The organism is Streptomyces sp. E11-3 (assembly GCF_046540415.1).
GTDB lineage: Bacteria > Actinomycetota > Actinomycetes > Streptomycetales > Streptomycetaceae > Streptomyces.
Genome location: NZ_JAZGRL010000002.1, coordinates 1,253,046 through 1,268,043 on the forward strand (window position 1 = coordinate 1,253,046; position 14,998 = coordinate 1,268,043).

The 14,998-nt window shown below is 71.1% G+C and carries 17 protein-coding genes; 6 read left to right on the forward strand and 11 right to left on the reverse strand.

Annotation, left to right across the window (positions count from 1 at the left end; translation table 11 throughout):
- Positions 1-78 precede the first annotated feature (78 nt).
- The 5 genes from U9R90_RS24615 to U9R90_RS24635 form a co-directional block, all read right to left on the reverse strand.
- Complete coding sequence (locus U9R90_RS24615; protein ID WP_411058841.1) at positions 79-393, reverse strand: YkvA family protein; 315 nt, start codon at positions 391-393, stop codon at positions 79-81.
- A gap of 74 nt (positions 394-467) precedes the next feature.
- On the reverse strand, positions 468-1,931 hold the full coding sequence (locus U9R90_RS24620) for an FAD-dependent oxidoreductase (RefSeq protein WP_411058842.1): 1,464 nt from the start codon (positions 1,929-1,931) through the stop codon (positions 468-470).
- A complete protein-coding gene (locus U9R90_RS24625; RefSeq protein ID WP_411058844.1) occupies positions 1,928-3,244 on the reverse strand; it encodes an MAB_1171c family putative transporter in 1,317 nt (438 codons plus the stop codon). Before U9R90_RS24625 ends, U9R90_RS24620 begins: the two co-directional genes overlap by 4 nt.
- A 3-nt stretch (positions 3,245-3,247) precedes the next feature.
- Entirely contained in the window at positions 3,248-3,781 is a 534-nt protein-coding gene (locus U9R90_RS24630; RefSeq protein ID WP_411058845.1) for a toxin-antitoxin system, toxin component, read from the reverse strand.
- Positions 3,782-3,860: 79 nt separating this feature from the next.
- Positions 3,861-4,553: a helix-turn-helix transcriptional regulator gene (locus tag U9R90_RS24635; protein WP_411058847.1), complete on the reverse strand. Its 693-nt coding sequence runs from the start codon at positions 4,551-4,553 to the stop codon at positions 3,861-3,863.
- A 210-nt stretch (positions 4,554-4,763) separates the two neighbouring features.
- Between U9R90_RS24635 and U9R90_RS24640 the strand changes: the two genes are divergently transcribed.
- Positions 4,764-5,411 (forward strand): hypothetical protein, encoded by a 648-nt coding sequence (locus U9R90_RS24640; protein WP_411058848.1) that lies wholly within the window; start codon positions 4,764-4,766, stop codon positions 5,409-5,411.
- Positions 5,412-5,469: 58 nt separating this feature from the next.
- Here U9R90_RS24640 and U9R90_RS24645 read toward each other — a convergent pair whose 3' ends face one another.
- From U9R90_RS24645 to U9R90_RS24655, 3 genes are all read right to left on the reverse strand, one after another.
- Positions 5,470-6,243 carry a class I SAM-dependent methyltransferase gene (locus tag U9R90_RS24645; RefSeq protein ID WP_411058849.1) on the reverse strand — a complete coding sequence of 258 codons (774 nt, stop codon included), beginning with the start codon at positions 6,241-6,243 and terminating at the stop codon, positions 5,470-5,472.
- An 82-nt stretch (positions 6,244-6,325) separates the two neighbouring features.
- Positions 6,326-6,877 (reverse strand): GNAT family N-acetyltransferase, encoded by a 552-nt coding sequence (locus U9R90_RS24650; protein ID WP_411058850.1) that lies wholly within the window; start codon positions 6,875-6,877, stop codon positions 6,326-6,328.
- Between the two features lie 9 nt (positions 6,878-6,886).
- Complete coding sequence (locus U9R90_RS24655) at positions 6,887-8,419, reverse strand: membrane-associated oxidoreductase (RefSeq protein WP_411058851.1); 1,533 nt, start codon at positions 8,417-8,419, stop codon at positions 6,887-6,889.
- Between the two features lie 173 nt (positions 8,420-8,592).
- Between U9R90_RS24655 and U9R90_RS24660 the strand changes: the two genes are divergently transcribed.
- On the forward strand, positions 8,593-9,489 hold the full coding sequence (locus U9R90_RS24660; protein ID WP_411058852.1) for a serine protease: 897 nt from the start codon (positions 8,593-8,595) through the stop codon (positions 9,487-9,489).
- Positions 9,490-9,644: 155 nt separating this feature from the next.
- On the opposite strand, the gene U9R90_RS24665 is transcribed toward U9R90_RS24660, so the two are convergent.
- Positions 9,645-10,133: a MarR family winged helix-turn-helix transcriptional regulator gene (locus U9R90_RS24665; RefSeq protein WP_411058853.1), complete on the reverse strand. Its 489-nt coding sequence runs from the start codon at positions 10,131-10,133 to the stop codon at positions 9,645-9,647.
- Between the two features lie 98 nt (positions 10,134-10,231).
- Here U9R90_RS24665 and U9R90_RS24670 point away from each other — a divergent pair, with 98 nt between their 5' ends.
- Positions 10,232-11,716, forward strand: coding sequence for an MFS transporter (locus tag U9R90_RS24670; protein WP_411058854.1), 1,485 nt, complete (start codon positions 10,232-10,234; stop codon positions 11,714-11,716).
- 53 nt (positions 11,717-11,769) lie between these two features.
- Positions 11,770-12,285: a TIGR03618 family F420-dependent PPOX class oxidoreductase gene (locus tag U9R90_RS24675; RefSeq protein ID WP_411058855.1), complete on the forward strand. Its 516-nt coding sequence runs from the start codon at positions 11,770-11,772 to the stop codon at positions 12,283-12,285.
- Between the two features lie 28 nt (positions 12,286-12,313).
- On the opposite strand, the gene U9R90_RS24680 is transcribed toward U9R90_RS24675, so the two are convergent.
- On the reverse strand, positions 12,314-12,757 hold the full coding sequence (locus tag U9R90_RS24680; protein WP_411058856.1) for a hypothetical protein: 444 nt from the start codon (positions 12,755-12,757) through the stop codon (positions 12,314-12,316).
- A 334-nt stretch (positions 12,758-13,091) separates the two neighbouring features.
- On the opposite strand from U9R90_RS24680, the gene U9R90_RS24685 reads away from it, so the two are divergent.
- Positions 13,092-13,673: a hypothetical protein gene (locus tag U9R90_RS24685; protein ID WP_411059792.1), complete on the forward strand. Its 582-nt coding sequence runs from the start codon at positions 13,092-13,094 to the stop codon at positions 13,671-13,673.
- 89 nt (positions 13,674-13,762) lie between these two features.
- Positions 13,763-14,176, forward strand: coding sequence for a hypothetical protein (locus U9R90_RS24690; RefSeq protein ID WP_411058857.1), 414 nt, complete (start codon positions 13,763-13,765; stop codon positions 14,174-14,176).
- A 55-nt stretch (positions 14,177-14,231) separates the two neighbouring features.
- Here U9R90_RS24690 and U9R90_RS24695 read toward each other — a convergent pair whose 3' ends face one another.
- Positions 14,232-14,894 carry a flavin reductase family protein gene (locus tag U9R90_RS24695; RefSeq protein WP_411058858.1) on the reverse strand — a complete coding sequence of 221 codons (663 nt, stop codon included), beginning with the start codon at positions 14,892-14,894 and terminating at the stop codon, positions 14,232-14,234.
- Between the last annotated feature and the right edge of the window lie 104 nt (positions 14,895-14,998).

A 14,998-nucleotide genomic window follows, 5' to 3' on the forward strand; every position in this document is an offset into this window, starting at 1 on the left:
CGTACCGCTGCCGGCTTGCGTGGGAGTGCGCTCCAAGACACCTACGCGGGCGGCGACTTCATCGCCAGGCGGCACCGCCTACCGTCGTACGATCTGCGGCGGCGCCGCGCGCCCGGCGGCTCCCGCGGCGTCCTTGGCGTTGTGCAGGGAGCGCAGGGCCAGCAGCAGCACCCCGATGTCGTCGAGGAGGATCGGGTCGGGAAGCAGGTCCACCGGGGAGATCACGTAGAGCAGCGCGCCCCAGAAGGCGAGCTTGTTCTCCAGCGGGACGCCCGCGTCGCGCAGCAGCTTGCGGGCCCGTACGAGACGGACCAGGAGGACGATCACCAGCACGACGGTGGTGAGCAGGATGAGGCCCACGACCGCCGCGATGACTTTCAGTTCGGTACTCATCCCCCTTCTCATTCCCGTTGCCGGGGCCCGCATCCCCGGGGAGGCGGGCCCGGAACCCGATCGGCGTAGGCCGGTCAGAGCCCGGAGGCAGGCGGTCCTGAGGCGGCGGCCTTGAGCTCGTCGGCGGTCAGGGGCGGGCCCTGGAGCGGGGGCTTGCCGCGTCCTCGCATCACCGCGACGGCGATGTCCGGGTGTACCCAGGCGGTCGGCGGCGCCGACATGGTCATCACGTCGAAGAGGGCCTGGGCGACCACGGCGCGGTCGGTTGCGGTCTCCATGAAGCGGTCGACATATCGATTCAGGAGCTTCGCGGCGGCCGGGGGCTGCTTGCCCTTGGCGCCGGGGTAGAGGATGTCCTGCGACGTCGCCAGTTCCCAGGCGAAGGCGGCTCTGCGGCCGATGGCCCGCTGCACATGGCGGGCCAGACCCGGAGCGCGCAGCCGATCGTACGCCGACGGCCCGGACGCGAGCTGGTCGCGCAGGGCGGTGATGCCCTGAGCTGCCACGGACATGCCCTGTCCGTAGACCGGGTTGTATGTGGCCACCGCGTCGCCCACCGCGATGAAGCCCTCCGGCCAGTGCCTGGCCTTCTCGAAGTAGCGGCGCCGGTTCACCGTGCTGCGGGAGAGGGTCACCTCGTCGGTCAACGGTGTGGTCTGCGAGATCAGTTCGCCGACGACCGGGTGCCGCACGGAGCGGGCGAAGGGCTCGAACCCGGCCGGGTCACGGGTGGGTTCGCCGCCTCGGGTGCCGGAGAGGGTGACCAGCCAGCGGGCGCCCTCGACCGGGACGATCGTCGCGGTCTGCCCTGGGACCGGGACGCGCGGGTCGGACTGGACGTTGACGATGGGGAAGTCCTCGGTGCCTTCCGGGGCTCGGTAGACGCGACTCGCGTAGACGAGGCCGGAGTCGACCTCGGCCTCCTCGATGGGGCCCACGCCCAGGGCCTCCAGCCATGCCGGAGCCTGCGAGCCGCGGCCGCTCGCGTCGATGACCAGGTCGGCGTGCAGGATCTGCTCGCCGTCCTCTGGGGTGCGTACGCGGGCGCCGGTGACCCGGTCGGGGCCGCCCACCAGGCCCAGGAAGTCGGTGCGTTCGAGGACGGTGACCGAGGGCAGGGGCAGCACCTGCTCCCTGACCACCCAGTCCAGCAGGTCGCGGGAGCAGGCGATCACGTACTGCATCTCGGACCAGCGGCGCATCCAGCCCTGGGCCGTCATGGTGACCAGGCCGGTGGGCAGCGGGATGCGGCGGGCTCCGGCGGCCAGCCACCGGTCGGTGATGCCGGGCAGCAGGCTCTCGAAGGCGCGGGCGCCGCCGGACCACAGCAGATGTGTGTGCCGGGCCTGGGGCAGGGACTTGCGTGCGCGGGGGCCCTCGGGGAGCGTGTCACGCTCGATGACCATGACCTCGTCGACCGCGTCGGTCGCACGGGCGAGGACGGCGGCCGTGAGCATTCCGGCCAGCCCTCCGCCCACCACTACAGCACGGCGCGGCCGGCCGGAGTGTCCGGTGGGCAGGGACGGGGATCGGCTCATCGTGGGCTGCTCTCTGTACTGGCCGCCGCCTGACGGGCCGCGGCGACAATCGGGGACCGCAGGGCGCGGGACACCCTCGCCAGGGACCTCGGACCGGCGCCCGCACCGGCGGCGATGGCCGATGCGGGTTCGGTCGACGACGGTCCGGGCGACGACGCTCCGGCGGGGGGCGATCCGGTCGACGACGGTCCGGCGGGGGGCGATCCGGCGGAGGGCGGTGACGAGGGCGCGGCAGGGCGGTGTTCGGCCCCGGCCGGTACGTACCCGGCCCTGGCCGTCTCCGCGGCCTTCACCCGTACCGCCGCGGCCACCATCGCCGCGTCGCCCACCGCCCCGGCGTCCGGGACGTCCGCGCCACCGGCGAGGGCGGCCTCGTACCCACGGGTCCGTACCGTCTCGTCGAGGAACGGCTGCAGGCCGAGGAGGCCGTCGTGGATCTGCGTCTCCCGCAGAGTGGCGCGCAGACCGGGCGCCGCCCACCAGGCGATCCGCACCGACGCGCCCTCGCTCCGGGTGGACAGGTGCAGCTCCCGCCACAGGGCGCCCAGCCGCCAGTAGGTCAGCCAGGTACGGGCGGCGTCCGAGAGCCGCGGGCCCACCAGCGGCAGCAGGAAGCCCACCACGGCGAACAGGGCCCCGACGGACGCGAACACGGGGGCGGCGTCGGTGCTCAGCGCGTCGAGGTCGGCTCCACACCACCGTGCGGTCACAGCCGTGAGCTTGGCACAGACATAGGCGATCTTGAACAGATAGCCGGTCACGATGATCATCAGGCTGGCCCGCAGCCAGCGGCTCCGCACCTGACGGGCCCAGCGCCAGCACAGGACGCAGACGCCGAAGGCCGGGGCGGCTATCGCCACGAGGTACAGCACGATCATCTCGCGGATGTACGGCGTGGTCGCGTAGTACGTGTCCAGGTCCCGCAGCCGTTCGACCGGGGCGCTGCCCAGGGCGAAGAGCACCGCGAGCGCGACGCTCACCAGGCCGTAGCCGGCCATCAGGGCACGGGTGATCCGGCGGGTCTGGTCAGGCGGCCCGCCACGCCAGTTGACGATCAGCACCAGGGTGGCGGCGGAGAAGGCCGACAGCAGGCCGTAGGCCAGCGGGGCGGAGAAGTTCGCGACGCCGGTGATGCGGTTGACCTCGGCGATCGTCGGTGGCGCGGCGAAGAAGAACACCGCGGCCGCGAGCCCGAGCAGCACGCTGACGGAGCGGACCAGCGGATCGCGCCAGTCCCGTACCGTCCCGGGAAGCTTGCAGACGAACGCGACCCCCATGGCGACCGCGGGTATGTAGTAGTCCGAGTTCTCCATGCATCAGCCCCGCGGCCGGCGGCGGCCGAGCGAGGCCTCGATCCGTCCGGCGAGCACATCGCGCCCCGCCGACGCGTCACGCTCGCCCGCTGCCGCGAGCCAGGGGCGGCACTTGCTGGCCAGCAGCAGTCCGAAGCTCTCCGCCTCGTCCTCTTCGGCCTGGTCGAAGTGGGTACGGGCCGCCACCCTGCGTACGGTCTCCTGCAGGTCGGCCGTCTGGGACAGCAGCCGTGCGGCGACCTCGGCGCCGTCCACCTCATGACTACAGTGCCCGGCCTTCATATGCCACAACTCATGTCCGAGGATGACGAGTTGGTGGTCGGGGGCGGTGCGTTCCTCGACGACGATCAGATCCTGGTCGGCCATGTCCAGCCAGAGCCCGCTGGCGGTGCCCGGCGGGAACGGCGCCATCTTGAACCTGACCGGACGGCCGCGGCGCCGGCTCATGCCCCCGCACAGGGCGGTGTAGAGGTCCGTGGGCTCGGTCGGGGTCGGCAGGTCGATCCCGCCGACGAGCTCGCCGCACAGACGGCGCATGTCCCTGCCTATGCCCACCGCTCGCCCCGCATCCGTGCCTGTCGCCTGCCCCGTCGTAATCTCCGCTTGCGCGGCCCCATCAGGACTCCGACCGTCTGACGTTCTCCAAGAGCATGTCCAGCCACTCCGTGACCGTGTCCCGGTGCTTGTCCGTGGGCAACTGCGCGGCCCGCCACGCGATCCCCCGCACTCCGTGGTCCAACAACAGCCGCTGCAGGGCGTCTTCGACCGGGGCGTCGCCCGTGTCGCCGGACGCTTCCAGGGTGTGGGCCTCGCGCTCCCGCTCGTCGCCCGCCAGCTTCTGCAGCAGTTCCTGCTCGGTGCGCTGCAGCGCACCGTCGAGCGCGTCGGCGTCCGCGGCGGTGAGGAACCCCGCGTGCACCTGGAAGAATCGTTGGATGGCGTCGCAGTGCTCCATGGTGGGGCGCCGGTCGCCGTTGATCAGGGCGCCCGCCTGCTGGCGCGACATGCCCGCGCCGTCGGCGATCTCCTGCTGGGTGTAGCGACGGCCGTTGGGCTTCAGGCGAGTTCTGCGCAGCAGGTCGAACCGCTGCAGAAAGCGGGTCTGCAGGTCCGGCTCGCCGGCCTCCCTGCCCTCGAGCAGCGCCTTGACCACACCGACCGGGACCCCCGACTGGGCGGACAGCTGCTGCAGGCTGAAGACCTCGTCATGGCACAGGCCGAGCTTGTCGGCGAGTTCGCCGACCCGGGCGACGGTTGCCGCGAGCGGCCCGGTACCCGCCGGGCCCGCAACCGAGAGGCCATCTGGCACCGGTGGGTCTCCTCGATGTGACGGTGGGTTGTGGAGAATATCGGTTCAGCCAGATCCGGGCCAAGGGTTGCCACAGTTGTGGCGCGATCTGATCGAACAACGCGGCCGAATGCCACGATTGTTGACACGTTCTCCTCTCAACCAGCAGGATCGCCCTGCGGCCCTCTAGCCGCACCCACGGGAGGGACTACATCTCGATGGTGAATCTCGATGAATGACGCGGTGGCGGGGCGCGGTAGCGCTCTCGACGACCCGGCCGGTGCGACGGACCCCGGTACGCGGTCCTATCTGCGTGACTACGCCGCGATGCTGTACGCCACCCCCTTCCCCTCCCTGGTCGTCAACCACCGCTGGGACGTGGTCGTCGCCAACTCCGCGTACGACGCGCTCTTCCACTCCGTGCGGCCGCACCCCACGGCCATGCCGCGCCACAACTTCCTGCGCTTCGTCCTCTTCCACCCTGATGCCGGTGAGGTGCTCGCCGAGCACGAGACGAGCTGGTGCCTGCCGCTGCTCGCACAGTTCGCGGCCGCCCTCGACACCCATGCGCAGGACCGTGGGATTCAGGACATTCGCCGGGACATCGCCGCGGACCCGATCATGAACGCCGCCTATCAGCAGGGGCTGCCGCACTGGATCAGAGCCGTCGGCTCCGCCGCCGTCGACCACGACGGCGCCGTACGCCCGCTGCGCCACCCCGACCCCGCCCAGGGCAGCGCCACCTGCCGGATCATCAGCGAGACCCCCGCCACACTGCAGGCCATCGGCCTCAGCCGGCTGACCCTGCTGCTCCAGGACCCGGGCCTCGCCACCGCCCCACGGCCGCGGCGCGGCGCGGCGCACCTCAGGGTTGTCTGAGGCGCGGGGCGTCTGCGACGCAGGTCCGCGGGGCGTCTGAGGCGCGGTGGCCCGGGGGTCACCTGACAGCGGTGAGTACGCGCAGTCCGCGCGGCCCGGTGGTGTCGTGTGCGATACGCAGCCCGGCCGCCCGGCACGTGTCGGCAAGCCAAGCCGCGCCGATCCGGAGCTTGGGATAGCTGCTGGTGTGCAGCGTCCAGCCGCCGCCGCCCTCGTCCCCGTCGCCCGTGCGGGTGTGGATCAGGTCGTGGACGGTCACGGTGGCCTCGTCCGCGTACTCCAGAAAGCACGTCATGATCCGGTCCTCAGTGCTGCGCACCGGAAGGAAGCGGTCGTCACCCGTCAGGGGCACGGTCAAGTCCCGGTAGCTGAACACCAGTTGGCCGCCATCGGCGAGAGCTCCGGCGATGTCGCCGATGAGCTGGGTGACGTCCTTGTGGCTCGGCAGGTGGGTGAGAGTGTCGCCCATGCAGACGACGGCGGCCACGCTGCCGGGCCGGGTGTGCTCGGGTAGTACCCCGCGGATGTCGGCGTGCAGCGGGCGGACGGCCGCGTCGTCGGGTGCGTACCGGACCAGTTCGTCGAGGAGCGCCCGGCTGCTGTCGACCGCCAGCACCGGCGAGAACCCCAGCTCGACCAGGGCCAGACTCTGCGGCCCCGGACCGCAGCCGAGGTCGACGGCGAGGGTGCCGGCGGCTCCCGGGCGCACTCCCAGGTCACGCAGGAGCCGCGCCTGGGCGGTGGCGAGTGCCGGAATGTCACCGCCGAGCATCCAGGTGTAGTGCGCGGCGAGCAGGCGGTCGTAGTGGTCGGCGGCTGCGGTCCCGGACATACGGGCTCCTCGATTCTTCGCGTACGGGTCGAGAGCACCGTACGGGCTACTGCGCATCGCGTACGGGTCGAGCGCCGTACGGCTACCACGCGGGGGTGGTCGGCGGCGCGGCATAGCAGCGCACCGCGACCGTCTGGGCGGGCCCCCACCGCTGCTCGACCGTGGCCAGCAGCTCCCAGCCCAGGCGTTCGTACAGCGCCGCCGCCGCGGTGTCGGAGGCGACGACGTCCAGGACGGGATGCAGCGCGCGTTCCCGCGCGTCCCGTACGGCCTGGCGCATCAGCAGGGCGCCGATCCCCCGGCCGCGCGCGGCCGGGGCGACGAACAGACGGCTGACCACCGCGGTCGCCTCGGCACTCGCGCCCTGGCGGCGGCCCCACAGCGCGGGCGCCGCGTCCCCGTCGTCGCCGCGGGACAGTCCGACATGACCGACGACCCGTCCGTCCAGCTCCGCCACCCAGGCCGCGAGCATGGACGGCGGGCTCAGCCATCTCGCGGGATCGGCAGGCCAGTTGACCGGATAGCCGTCGCCGTGATGAACCTCGGCGAGCGCCTGGACGCACGCTTCGAGGTCCCGTGCGCGACGGGGGCGCACCGGGGCCGCGCCGGGTGCCGGGCCGCTCTCGTGTTCCACCCGAGCACTCTACTGCCGGCTGATCGTCCGGGTGATGCCCGCGGCGATCGTCGTAGCCAGGACCCAGCCGGTGACGATCAGGACGTACGAGAGGAACTGGTAGGGGCCGTGCGCGGTGTAGGCGCGCTCCTGGCCGAAGTCGACGATGGGCAGCAGCAGGTCGAGGGTGTAGAAGAGCGCGTTGAACTCGGGTACCTCGTCCTCCAGCGGCCGCGGATTGCGCAGCTCGTAGGCGAGGGTGCCGATCAGCAGCAGGGACAGCAGCCAGCCCACCGCGCGGGCGGGGCGGAAGCCGTAGCCCACGGTGAGGTCCTGGAGGTGGCCCCAGGCCCTGGCGTACCACGGCAGGGTGGTGCGGTGGCGGCGCTGCTTGGCGAGTTGGACGGTACGGGCTCCGGCGTCGTCGCCGATGCGGCGGTAGGCGGCGGTGAGTTGCTCGTACGCGTGCGGTACGTAGCCGTCGGTGTCCCTCTCCAGGGCGGCGAGACGGCGCTCGGCTGGTTCGTGCGGGGCGAGGGTCGTGTAGGTCAGGCCGTCCAGGCGTATCCGGTCCGGCCAGGTCTCCGGAGCGATGTGCAGCATGTCGAGCTGGGAGCGGCGCAGCGTGACGGTGCCCTCGACGGGAGCGGCCTCGCGCAGCCACAGCTCCCCGGCGACCAGGCTGGTGGCGCGTAGCGCCATGCCACCGGGGTGGGAGATCCGGGCGTAGGCCAGGTTGAGTTGGCCGGGAACGCGGGCGCCGCGCAGGTTGATCCGGCCGCGTGCGCGGACCCGCATGGCGTGCAGATCAGAGCCGACGGTGAGCCTCTGCGCCTCCAGGGCGTTGCCACCGGGGTTGTCGAGTACGGCGTCGTCGAGGGTGACCATGCCCTCCACCGAGGCGCCGTCCAGGCGGACTTCGCCGTGTGCCGTCAGATGCTGGCCCAACACATCGTCGCCGATGACGGAGTGGTTGAGGTGGAGCACGGCGTCGCGGGGCCCCTCCCCGTCCTCGCGCGGGGGCGTCGGGTCGCCGAGCTGTGCACGGTCGCAGAAGAACGCGCCGGAGATCCGCGCGCCGCCGAGCCGGACCGCACCCCGTATCCGGCAGTCGGTGATCCGGAGTACGCCGTCGACCCTGATGCTCCCGGCGTCGAGGGCCGGAAGCACGGACTTGCTCAGGTTCAGCTGGCGGACCTGGGTGCCGTACAGGCGCGGCGCGGAGTCGAAGTGGCAGCCCCACAGGCTTACGGCGCAGTCGACGGTGCCGTACTGCAGGTTGAGGACACCCGTGACGCGTGCCCCCACCAGCCGGAGCGCGGCGATCTCCCCGTCCGCGCGGGCGCCGTCGAGCAGCAGGGCGCGGATCACCTCGGCGCGTACGGTCCGCTCGGGTCCCCAACTGCCGCCAAGGGCTGGGTCGTCGTCCTGCCCCCGGCCCTGGCCCTGCCCCTGCCCCTGGCCCTCGTCCACGTCCACGGACGTACGGAAGTCCAGCGTCTCGCCGCGCGGGAACGCCTCCCGGACCCGGATCTCGGCGGGAGTCAGATCGGTGATCTCCATCGCCGGACTCTGACCTGAGGTCGGACGGAGTGTCAAGGCGAGGGCGGGCAGGCCGGGTTGGCCTGGTGTGTCCGGTAACCGTGCATGGTTGTCCGCCGAGGCCGACCCCATCAGAATGCGCATGACAATGCCGGGGAACCAAGCACCCTCGGCGACCGGAGAGGACCCCCCACATGAAGAAGCCTCTCGTCGGCGCGTTCGCCGCCCTGCTCCTGCTGGGAGCGGGCGCGGCACCCGCGGCAGCCGACGCCGGCCAGGACCGGGCCCCCGCGCAGACCGACAGCCAGAGCGCGGCGCCCACGCAGAGCAAGCCGAAGCAGAAGCCGAAGGCCGTGGACTTCGCGGGCACCGTCGCGCTCAGCAACTGCTCCGGCGCGGTGATACGCCTGCCCGACTCCGAGCCTCAGGACCCCGCCCTCGTCATGTCCAACGGCCACTGCGTCGAGAGCGGCTTCCCGCGCCCCGGCGAGGTCCTGGTCGACCAGCCCTCCACCCGCACGTTCACCTTGCTCAACGCGGCGGGGCGCGGCGTCACGACGCTGCGTGCCAGCAAGATCTCGTACGCCACCATGACCGACACCGACGTCTCCCTGTACGAACTCACCAGCACCTACGAGCAGATCGAGAGCGCGCACCGGATCAAGGCGCTGGAGCTGTCCGCGGAGCGGCCCGCCGCGGCCACGGCGATCAGTGTCGTCTCCGGGTACTGGAAGCGCGTCTACAGCTGCGACATCGACGGCTTCGCCTACCAGCTGCGGGAGGGCGCCTGGACCTGGAAGGACTCCGTCCGCTACACCTCCGACTGCAAGACGATCGGCGGCACTTCCGGCTCTCCCGTCGTGGACGAGGCGACCGGCAAGGTCGTCGCGGTGAACAACACCGGTAACGAGAGCGGCCAGCGGTGCACCGACAACAACCCCTGCGAGGTCGACGAGAACGGCAACGTCACGGTCCGGCCCGGCATCAACTACGGCCAGCAGACGTACCAGATCGTGCCGTGCGTGGGGGTCGGCAACAAGATCGACCTGACCGCACCGGGCTGTGAACTGCCCAGGCCCGCGGGCGAGTAGAGCGCGCAGTACGGATCATTCCGGTCGGGTCGGTGCCGAGGGGTCCAGCTGGGCCCCTCGGCGCGTTCGCATTCGACGACGTCGAGGTCGCGGTGGTGGCACGTCGGAGCGCGTCCCGGCGTAGTGCATCCCGGCGCCGCCCCTGTCATCCTGGCCTACTTCGCCCGCTGCCGCGCCCGCCGCACCGACCCCGGATTCTCGGCCGGGGTGGCCAGATGCCCGGTGACCAGGCGGTTCATCGCCCGCAGGAAGACCTCTCGTTCCTCGTCGGGAAGCGCCGCGAGGGCCGACTCGTGTACGCCGTCGACGATCTGCTGGCTCCGCGCGGCGACCCGCGCGCCCTCGTCGGTGACCGCGATGATCCGCGCGCGGCGGTCCTTGCTGGACGGTCGACGCTCGGCGAGCCCCGCCTTCTCCAGGGCGTCCACCGTCACCACCATCGTGGTCTTGTCCATGTCCCCGATCTCGGCGAGCTGGGCCTGGGTGCGCTCCTCCTCCATGGCGTGCACCAACACGCAGTGCATCCGCGCGGTGATCCCGATCTCGGCGAGCGCCGCCGCCATCTGGGTCCGCAGGACATGGCTCGAGTGGTCCAGGAGGAAGGAGAGGTCCGGTTCGGTGCGGGTGGGCGCCATCGCAGTCATGGGACCAGCGTAGCAAGGGTTCGATCCGAAAAGGATCGTCTACTACGGAACCATCTGCTACGGTCACTCCTGTTGCCGCTTCCGACAGGAGAGCCACCATGTCCGTCACCGTTGCCAACGCCAACTCCGCACCACCCAGGACCCGTTCACGCCATCTCGCACTGGGCGTACTCGCCACCTCCATGCTGATGATCGTCCTCGACGGCAGCATCGTGACCGTGGCCATGCCCGCGATCCAGAACGACCTGGGCTTCTCCCCGGCAGGTCTCAGCTGGGTCGTCAACGCCTACCTGATCGCCTTCGGCAGCTTGCTGCTCCTGGCAGGGCGGCTCGGCGACCTCATCGGCCGCAAGCGCATGTTCCTGACCGGCACCACGGTGTTCACCGCGGCCTCACTGCTGGCAGCCGCGGCCACCTCGCCCGCGGTGCTCGTCGCGGCCCGCTTCCTGCAGGGGGTCGGCAGCGCCATGGCCGCCGCCGTCAGCCTGGGCATCCTCGTCACGCTGTTCACCGAACCCCGGGAACGCGCCCGGGCGATCGCCGTGTTCAGCTTCACCGGCGCCGCGGGCGCCTCGATCGGCCAGGTGCTCGGCGGCGTACTCACCGACGCCCTCAACTGGCACTGGATCTTCTTCATCAACCTGCCGATCGGGCTCGCCGTACTCGCCGTCGCCCTGCCCGTCCTGCCCGCCGACCGCGGGCTCGGCCTCTCGGCCGGTGCCGACATCACCGGCGCCGCCCTGGCCACCGGCGGGCTGATGCTGGGCATCTACACCGTCGTCAAGGTCGAGGAGTACGGCTGGACTTCGGCCCACACCCTCGGACTCGGCGGTGTCGCCGCCGCCCTGCTCGTCGCGTTCGTGATCCGCCAGACCACCGCTCGGACACCACTCATGCCGCTGCGGATCCTCCGGTCCCGCAGTGTCACGGGAGCCAACCTGGTCCAGATCCTGATGGTCGCCGCCCTGTTCTCCTTCCAGATCCTCGTCGCCCTCTACCTGCAGCGGGTGCTCGGCTACGGCGCCGCCAAGACCGGCCTCGCCATGCTGCCCGCCGCCGTGGTCATCGGTGCCGTGTCGCTGGGCGTCTCCGCCCGCCTGAACGCCCGCTTCGGTGAGCGCCGCGTCCTGCTGACCGGACTGCTGCTCCTGATCGGCGTACTCGGACTCCTCACCCGTATCCCCGTACGCGCCGACTACGTCACCGACCTGCTCCCCGTGATGCTGCTCGCCGCGGGCTTCGGGCTCGCCCTCCCCGCTCTGACCGCGCTCGGCATGTCCGGTGCGGGCCAGGACGACGCCGGGCTCGCCTCCGGGGTCTTCAACACCACCCAGCAGATCGGCATGGCGATGGGCGTCGCGGTCCTCTCCACCCTGGCCGCTTCCCGCACTGACGGGCTGCTCGCCACCGGCCACAGCCAGGCCGAGGCGCTCACCGACGGCTACCGACTGGCCTTCACGGTCGGTACTGGGCTGCTCGTCGCCGCCTTCGTCATCGCGTTCACCTTGCTGCGCCGCCCGGCGCCGGCGGCCACGGAGCCGCAGCACGAGGCCCCGGCCACCGCGCACATCACCGCAGCCTGACCTCTTCCAGACCTCCTCCGGACCTCCTCCACACCCGCCGAAAGGGCCACACCATGACCGAGCCCAAGACCGCCGAGGCCACTCAGCCCGCCGAGACCACCGAACCCGAGACGCGGGGCGCCGGACCGGCCCCCCGTCCCCTCACCGACACGGACCTGTCCAAGCTGCTGAGCGAGCAGCAGTTCGGCGTGCTCGCGAGCGTCAAGCGCAGCGGCCACCCGCACCTGTCCACGGTGCTCTACCACTGGGACCCGCAGGACCGCGTCCTGCGGATCTCCACCATCGCCGACCGCCTCAAGGTGCGCCAACTGCGCCGCGACCCGCACACCGCCCTGCACGTCAACGGCCCGGACATCTGGTCGTTCGCGGTCGCCGAGGGCGAGGCGGAGGTCCTGGCGGAGACCTCCGTACCCGGAGACACGACCGGACGCGAACTCCTCTCTATGACACCGGGTTTCGACGACGCGGCGGACGAACTCGCCTTCTTCGAGCAACTGGTGGCGGAGCACCGCACGGTGATCAGGATTCGGGTGTCCCGCCTGTACGGAACGGCCCTGGACGTCTCGTAGGCGTCCGCGAGGGGACTGGCCGAGGGCCTCAGCCCCGGTACCGCCCGCCCGGGTCCCCGAGGTGCAGCGACTCCACCGTGCCGGCCTGGATGACCGTGCCGTGCTGCACTCCGCCTCTGATGGTGTTGTGTACGTCGCCCATCTGCTGGGCCGTCGCGGGCGGCGCCAACTCGTCCAGCAGCGCACGGAGTTCCTCGGCCGCTGCCGGGTCGGCGCGCAGGGCGCGGCGGATACGGGAGCGCCAGGCCGCGGTCACGTCCGCGGCGGCTTCCTCGTCGTCGGCGTCCCGGGCCGCGACGAGATCAGCGCGTGCCTCCTCCAGCTCACCCACCACGGTCTCCTCGTCCTCGGCCCGCCCACGCGAGAAGTACGCGGCCATCCGCCTCCGCGCCTGCGCCCAGCCATCGGTCGCCATCTGCTGGACGAGCGCCGTCGCCCCCGCAGCGGCCAGTGCCGTCAACTCCGCGTCCACGCCGACCCCTTCCTCGTACCACCCGGACCCTTCACCCTAGGGCCGTGCCCACCACCCCGCGCGAAAATCCCTGACCCGCAAAGCGCCGAGCCCCACACCCTGCACGCCATGGTTCAACCACACGGCGGGGCATGTTGGCATGTTGCGTCGGCTCGGCCGGTCATTGGTGGACTTCGGCCCCCGCCACCGCGGCCAGCACGTGGGTCGGGCTCCGTTGAGCAGGCCTACCGAAGCGTGGATCATGGAGCCGTGATGAAGTGGAAAGTGGACGAAGAAGGTGACTCCGATCGAGCAGTCAGAGCGTGAGCCGGAGCTCTCGGCGTACCAGCGGGCGATGCGGGACCGACTCCTTGCGGCCCCGGTGGTGCCTGCGCCCGAACCTTGGCGGTCCGTTGCCTTCGCCCCGGTCGGTGGGCTCCTCGGGATCGGCTTTGCTGCGCATCCCGACAGTGGCCGCGACCTGGTGATGGTCGTCTCGAACGATGGTCACGGCCTCTTCGACGCCGTCACCGGAGAGAAGATCGCCAGAGATCGCGACCCCGACCCCGAGGACAGCACCCCCGACACGGTTGCCGACCTGACCTGCCCCGGGCTGGGGCGGATCACGGGAAGTCGCGTGCACATCGCAGGGCTCTTCGGTGGAGGGCTTCACACCACCACCGCGGACGGCTGGACTCTGGAGGCCGTCACTCCAGCCTGGCCGAATGATCGTGTCCTGCTGTCTCGCGACGGCGGGCTGCCCCATGCCGGTCCACACGGAGAGCGGTGGTGGCACATCTTCCACTCCCACTACTCCGAACTCCGTGCGGTCGGATTCTCGCCCTCCGGGCAGACCATCGCCGTAGCGACGAGCAGCGATATCTCACTGTGGACGCGCAGGACGGATCACAGCCACGCCAACGGCACCGAAGCCTGACCAGAACCAGACCGCGGTTCGAAGGCGACGGAGACCGGCATGGCGTGATCCGGAACGGCCTGTGTCCGCTCCCACTGAGGAAGCATGCGATGGACGAAGACGAGAGCCTGCACCGCTATGGCCTGTACCCCGCCGGGGCCAATCTCGACGAAGTGCGAGATCTGCTCACCGCGCAAACCCGGCTGGAGAAGCGTGCGCAAGGCGACGGTGACACCGAGCTCATGAAGCTGTGCTGCGTACAGCTGTTCAACGCCGCGGCTATCGAAGACGTGCTGCTCATCTGGCAGGCCAAGTCCGCCAGCCTGGACGCCGACTGCTCGATCGACATCCAGTTGCTGTGCGGAAGCGGACTGGCCAGGACGAAGGCGTACCTGTCGAGTCGGCGACTTCCCGAAGCCGAAGCGGCGCTGCAACGACTGCTCCGCTGTGAAGCGGCCGGCGACTTCGAGGACTTCACCGCCACAGGGCACTCAGCCTGGTACGCCGCCTACTACGCGCCGTGATACCTGACGCCGGTCTGGCAGCAAGTGCAGCTGATACGACGCACCGTTGGCGTACCTACGGCCGTGAGCCCGCTGTCTCTGAGCGGAAGCCGTGGCCGAGCTCCGGTCGGCCGAGGCCGAAGTAGTGGCGGAAGTTGTAGATGAGCGGGCTCCACTCGGCCGGGTCGATGTGCTGGGTGCCGGGGACCACGACGGACGCCGCGGCGTGGACGCGTACGACGTCGCACTCCACGACCCGGAATCCGCCCTCGGGACCGGCCGGGGTCAGGTTTCGCACCGTGGCCTCCAACTGGAGCGGGCATTCGGCGACGCGCGGCGGGCGGACCTTCTCCGACTCTTGGGGGCGCAGTCCCGCGGCCCCGAACTTGTCCGGCTCGTGGCGGTACACGGCGCGCTTGGCGGCCGGTACCGGGTGGGCGCCGGTGAGCGGAGCGAGGCGTTCCACCGCGGGCCAGAGGTCGGACGACGGGAGGTTGATGACCAGCTCCGGGCGCTCCGCGAGGTTGGCGGCCGTACGTCCCTCACCGCCCAGGCCGATGACGACGGTGTGGCCCAGCGCCCAGGCGGACGAGACCGGGGCGAGGTTGGCGGTGCCGTCGGGGTTCTCGGTGGTGAGCAGGGCCACGGGGGTGCCGAAGTACAGGATGCTCGGGGATATCGCGACGTGGTCGGTGTTCAGCGTCGGCAGGGTGCGGCTGGCAGTCGTGGTGTGGTTCATGTCGCGGAACGCTAGGGCGGCGACATTTCGGTGGGCGCCGAAGCGTCACACGGTCAGAATGGTCCCATGGTCCCCCTGAGCCCGAGCCCCACCCCAAGCCCCGC

What these genes read in the sequence shown, in the direction of transcription:
- U9R90_RS24615 (WP_411058841.1), bottom strand. Translation starts at nt 393, where the DNA reads ATGAGTACCGAACTGAAAGTCATCGCGGCGGTCGTGGGCCTCATCCTG.
- U9R90_RS24620 (WP_411058842.1), bottom strand. Translation starts at nt 1,931, where the DNA reads ATGAGCCGATCCCCGTCCCTGCCCACCGGACACTCCGGCCGGCCGCGC.
- U9R90_RS24625 (WP_411058844.1), bottom strand. Translation starts at nt 3,244, where the DNA reads ATGGAGAACTCGGACTACTACATACCCGCGGTCGCCATGGGGGTCGCG.
- U9R90_RS24630 (WP_411058845.1), bottom strand. Translation starts at nt 3,781, where the DNA reads ATGCGCCGTCTGTGCGGCGAGCTCGTCGGCGGGATCGACCTGCCGACC.
- U9R90_RS24640 (WP_411058848.1), top strand. Translation starts at nt 4,764, where the DNA reads ATGAATGACGCGGTGGCGGGGCGCGGTAGCGCTCTCGACGACCCGGCC.
- U9R90_RS24645 (WP_411058849.1), bottom strand. Translation starts at nt 6,243, where the DNA reads ATGTCCGGGACCGCAGCCGCCGACCACTACGACCGCCTGCTCGCCGCG.
- U9R90_RS24655 (WP_411058851.1), bottom strand. Translation starts at nt 8,419, where the DNA reads ATGGAGATCACCGATCTGACTCCCGCCGAGATCCGGGTCCGGGAGGCG.
- U9R90_RS24660 (WP_411058852.1), top strand. Translation starts at nt 8,593, where the DNA reads ATGAAGAAGCCTCTCGTCGGCGCGTTCGCCGCCCTGCTCCTGCTGGGA.
- U9R90_RS24665 (WP_411058853.1), bottom strand. Translation starts at nt 10,133, where the DNA reads ATGACTGCGATGGCGCCCACCCGCACCGAACCGGACCTCTCCTTCCTC.
- U9R90_RS24670 (WP_411058854.1), top strand. Translation starts at nt 10,232, where the DNA reads ATGTCCGTCACCGTTGCCAACGCCAACTCCGCACCACCCAGGACCCGT.
- U9R90_RS24675 (WP_411058855.1), top strand. Translation starts at nt 11,770, where the DNA reads ATGACCGAGCCCAAGACCGCCGAGGCCACTCAGCCCGCCGAGACCACC.
- U9R90_RS24685 (WP_411059792.1), top strand. Translation starts at nt 13,092, where the DNA reads ATGCGGGACCGACTCCTTGCGGCCCCGGTGGTGCCTGCGCCCGAACCT.
- U9R90_RS24690 (WP_411058857.1), top strand. Translation starts at nt 13,763, where the DNA reads ATGGACGAAGACGAGAGCCTGCACCGCTATGGCCTGTACCCCGCCGGG.
- U9R90_RS24695 (WP_411058858.1), bottom strand. Translation starts at nt 14,894, where the DNA reads ATGAACCACACCACGACTGCCAGCCGCACCCTGCCGACGCTGAACACC.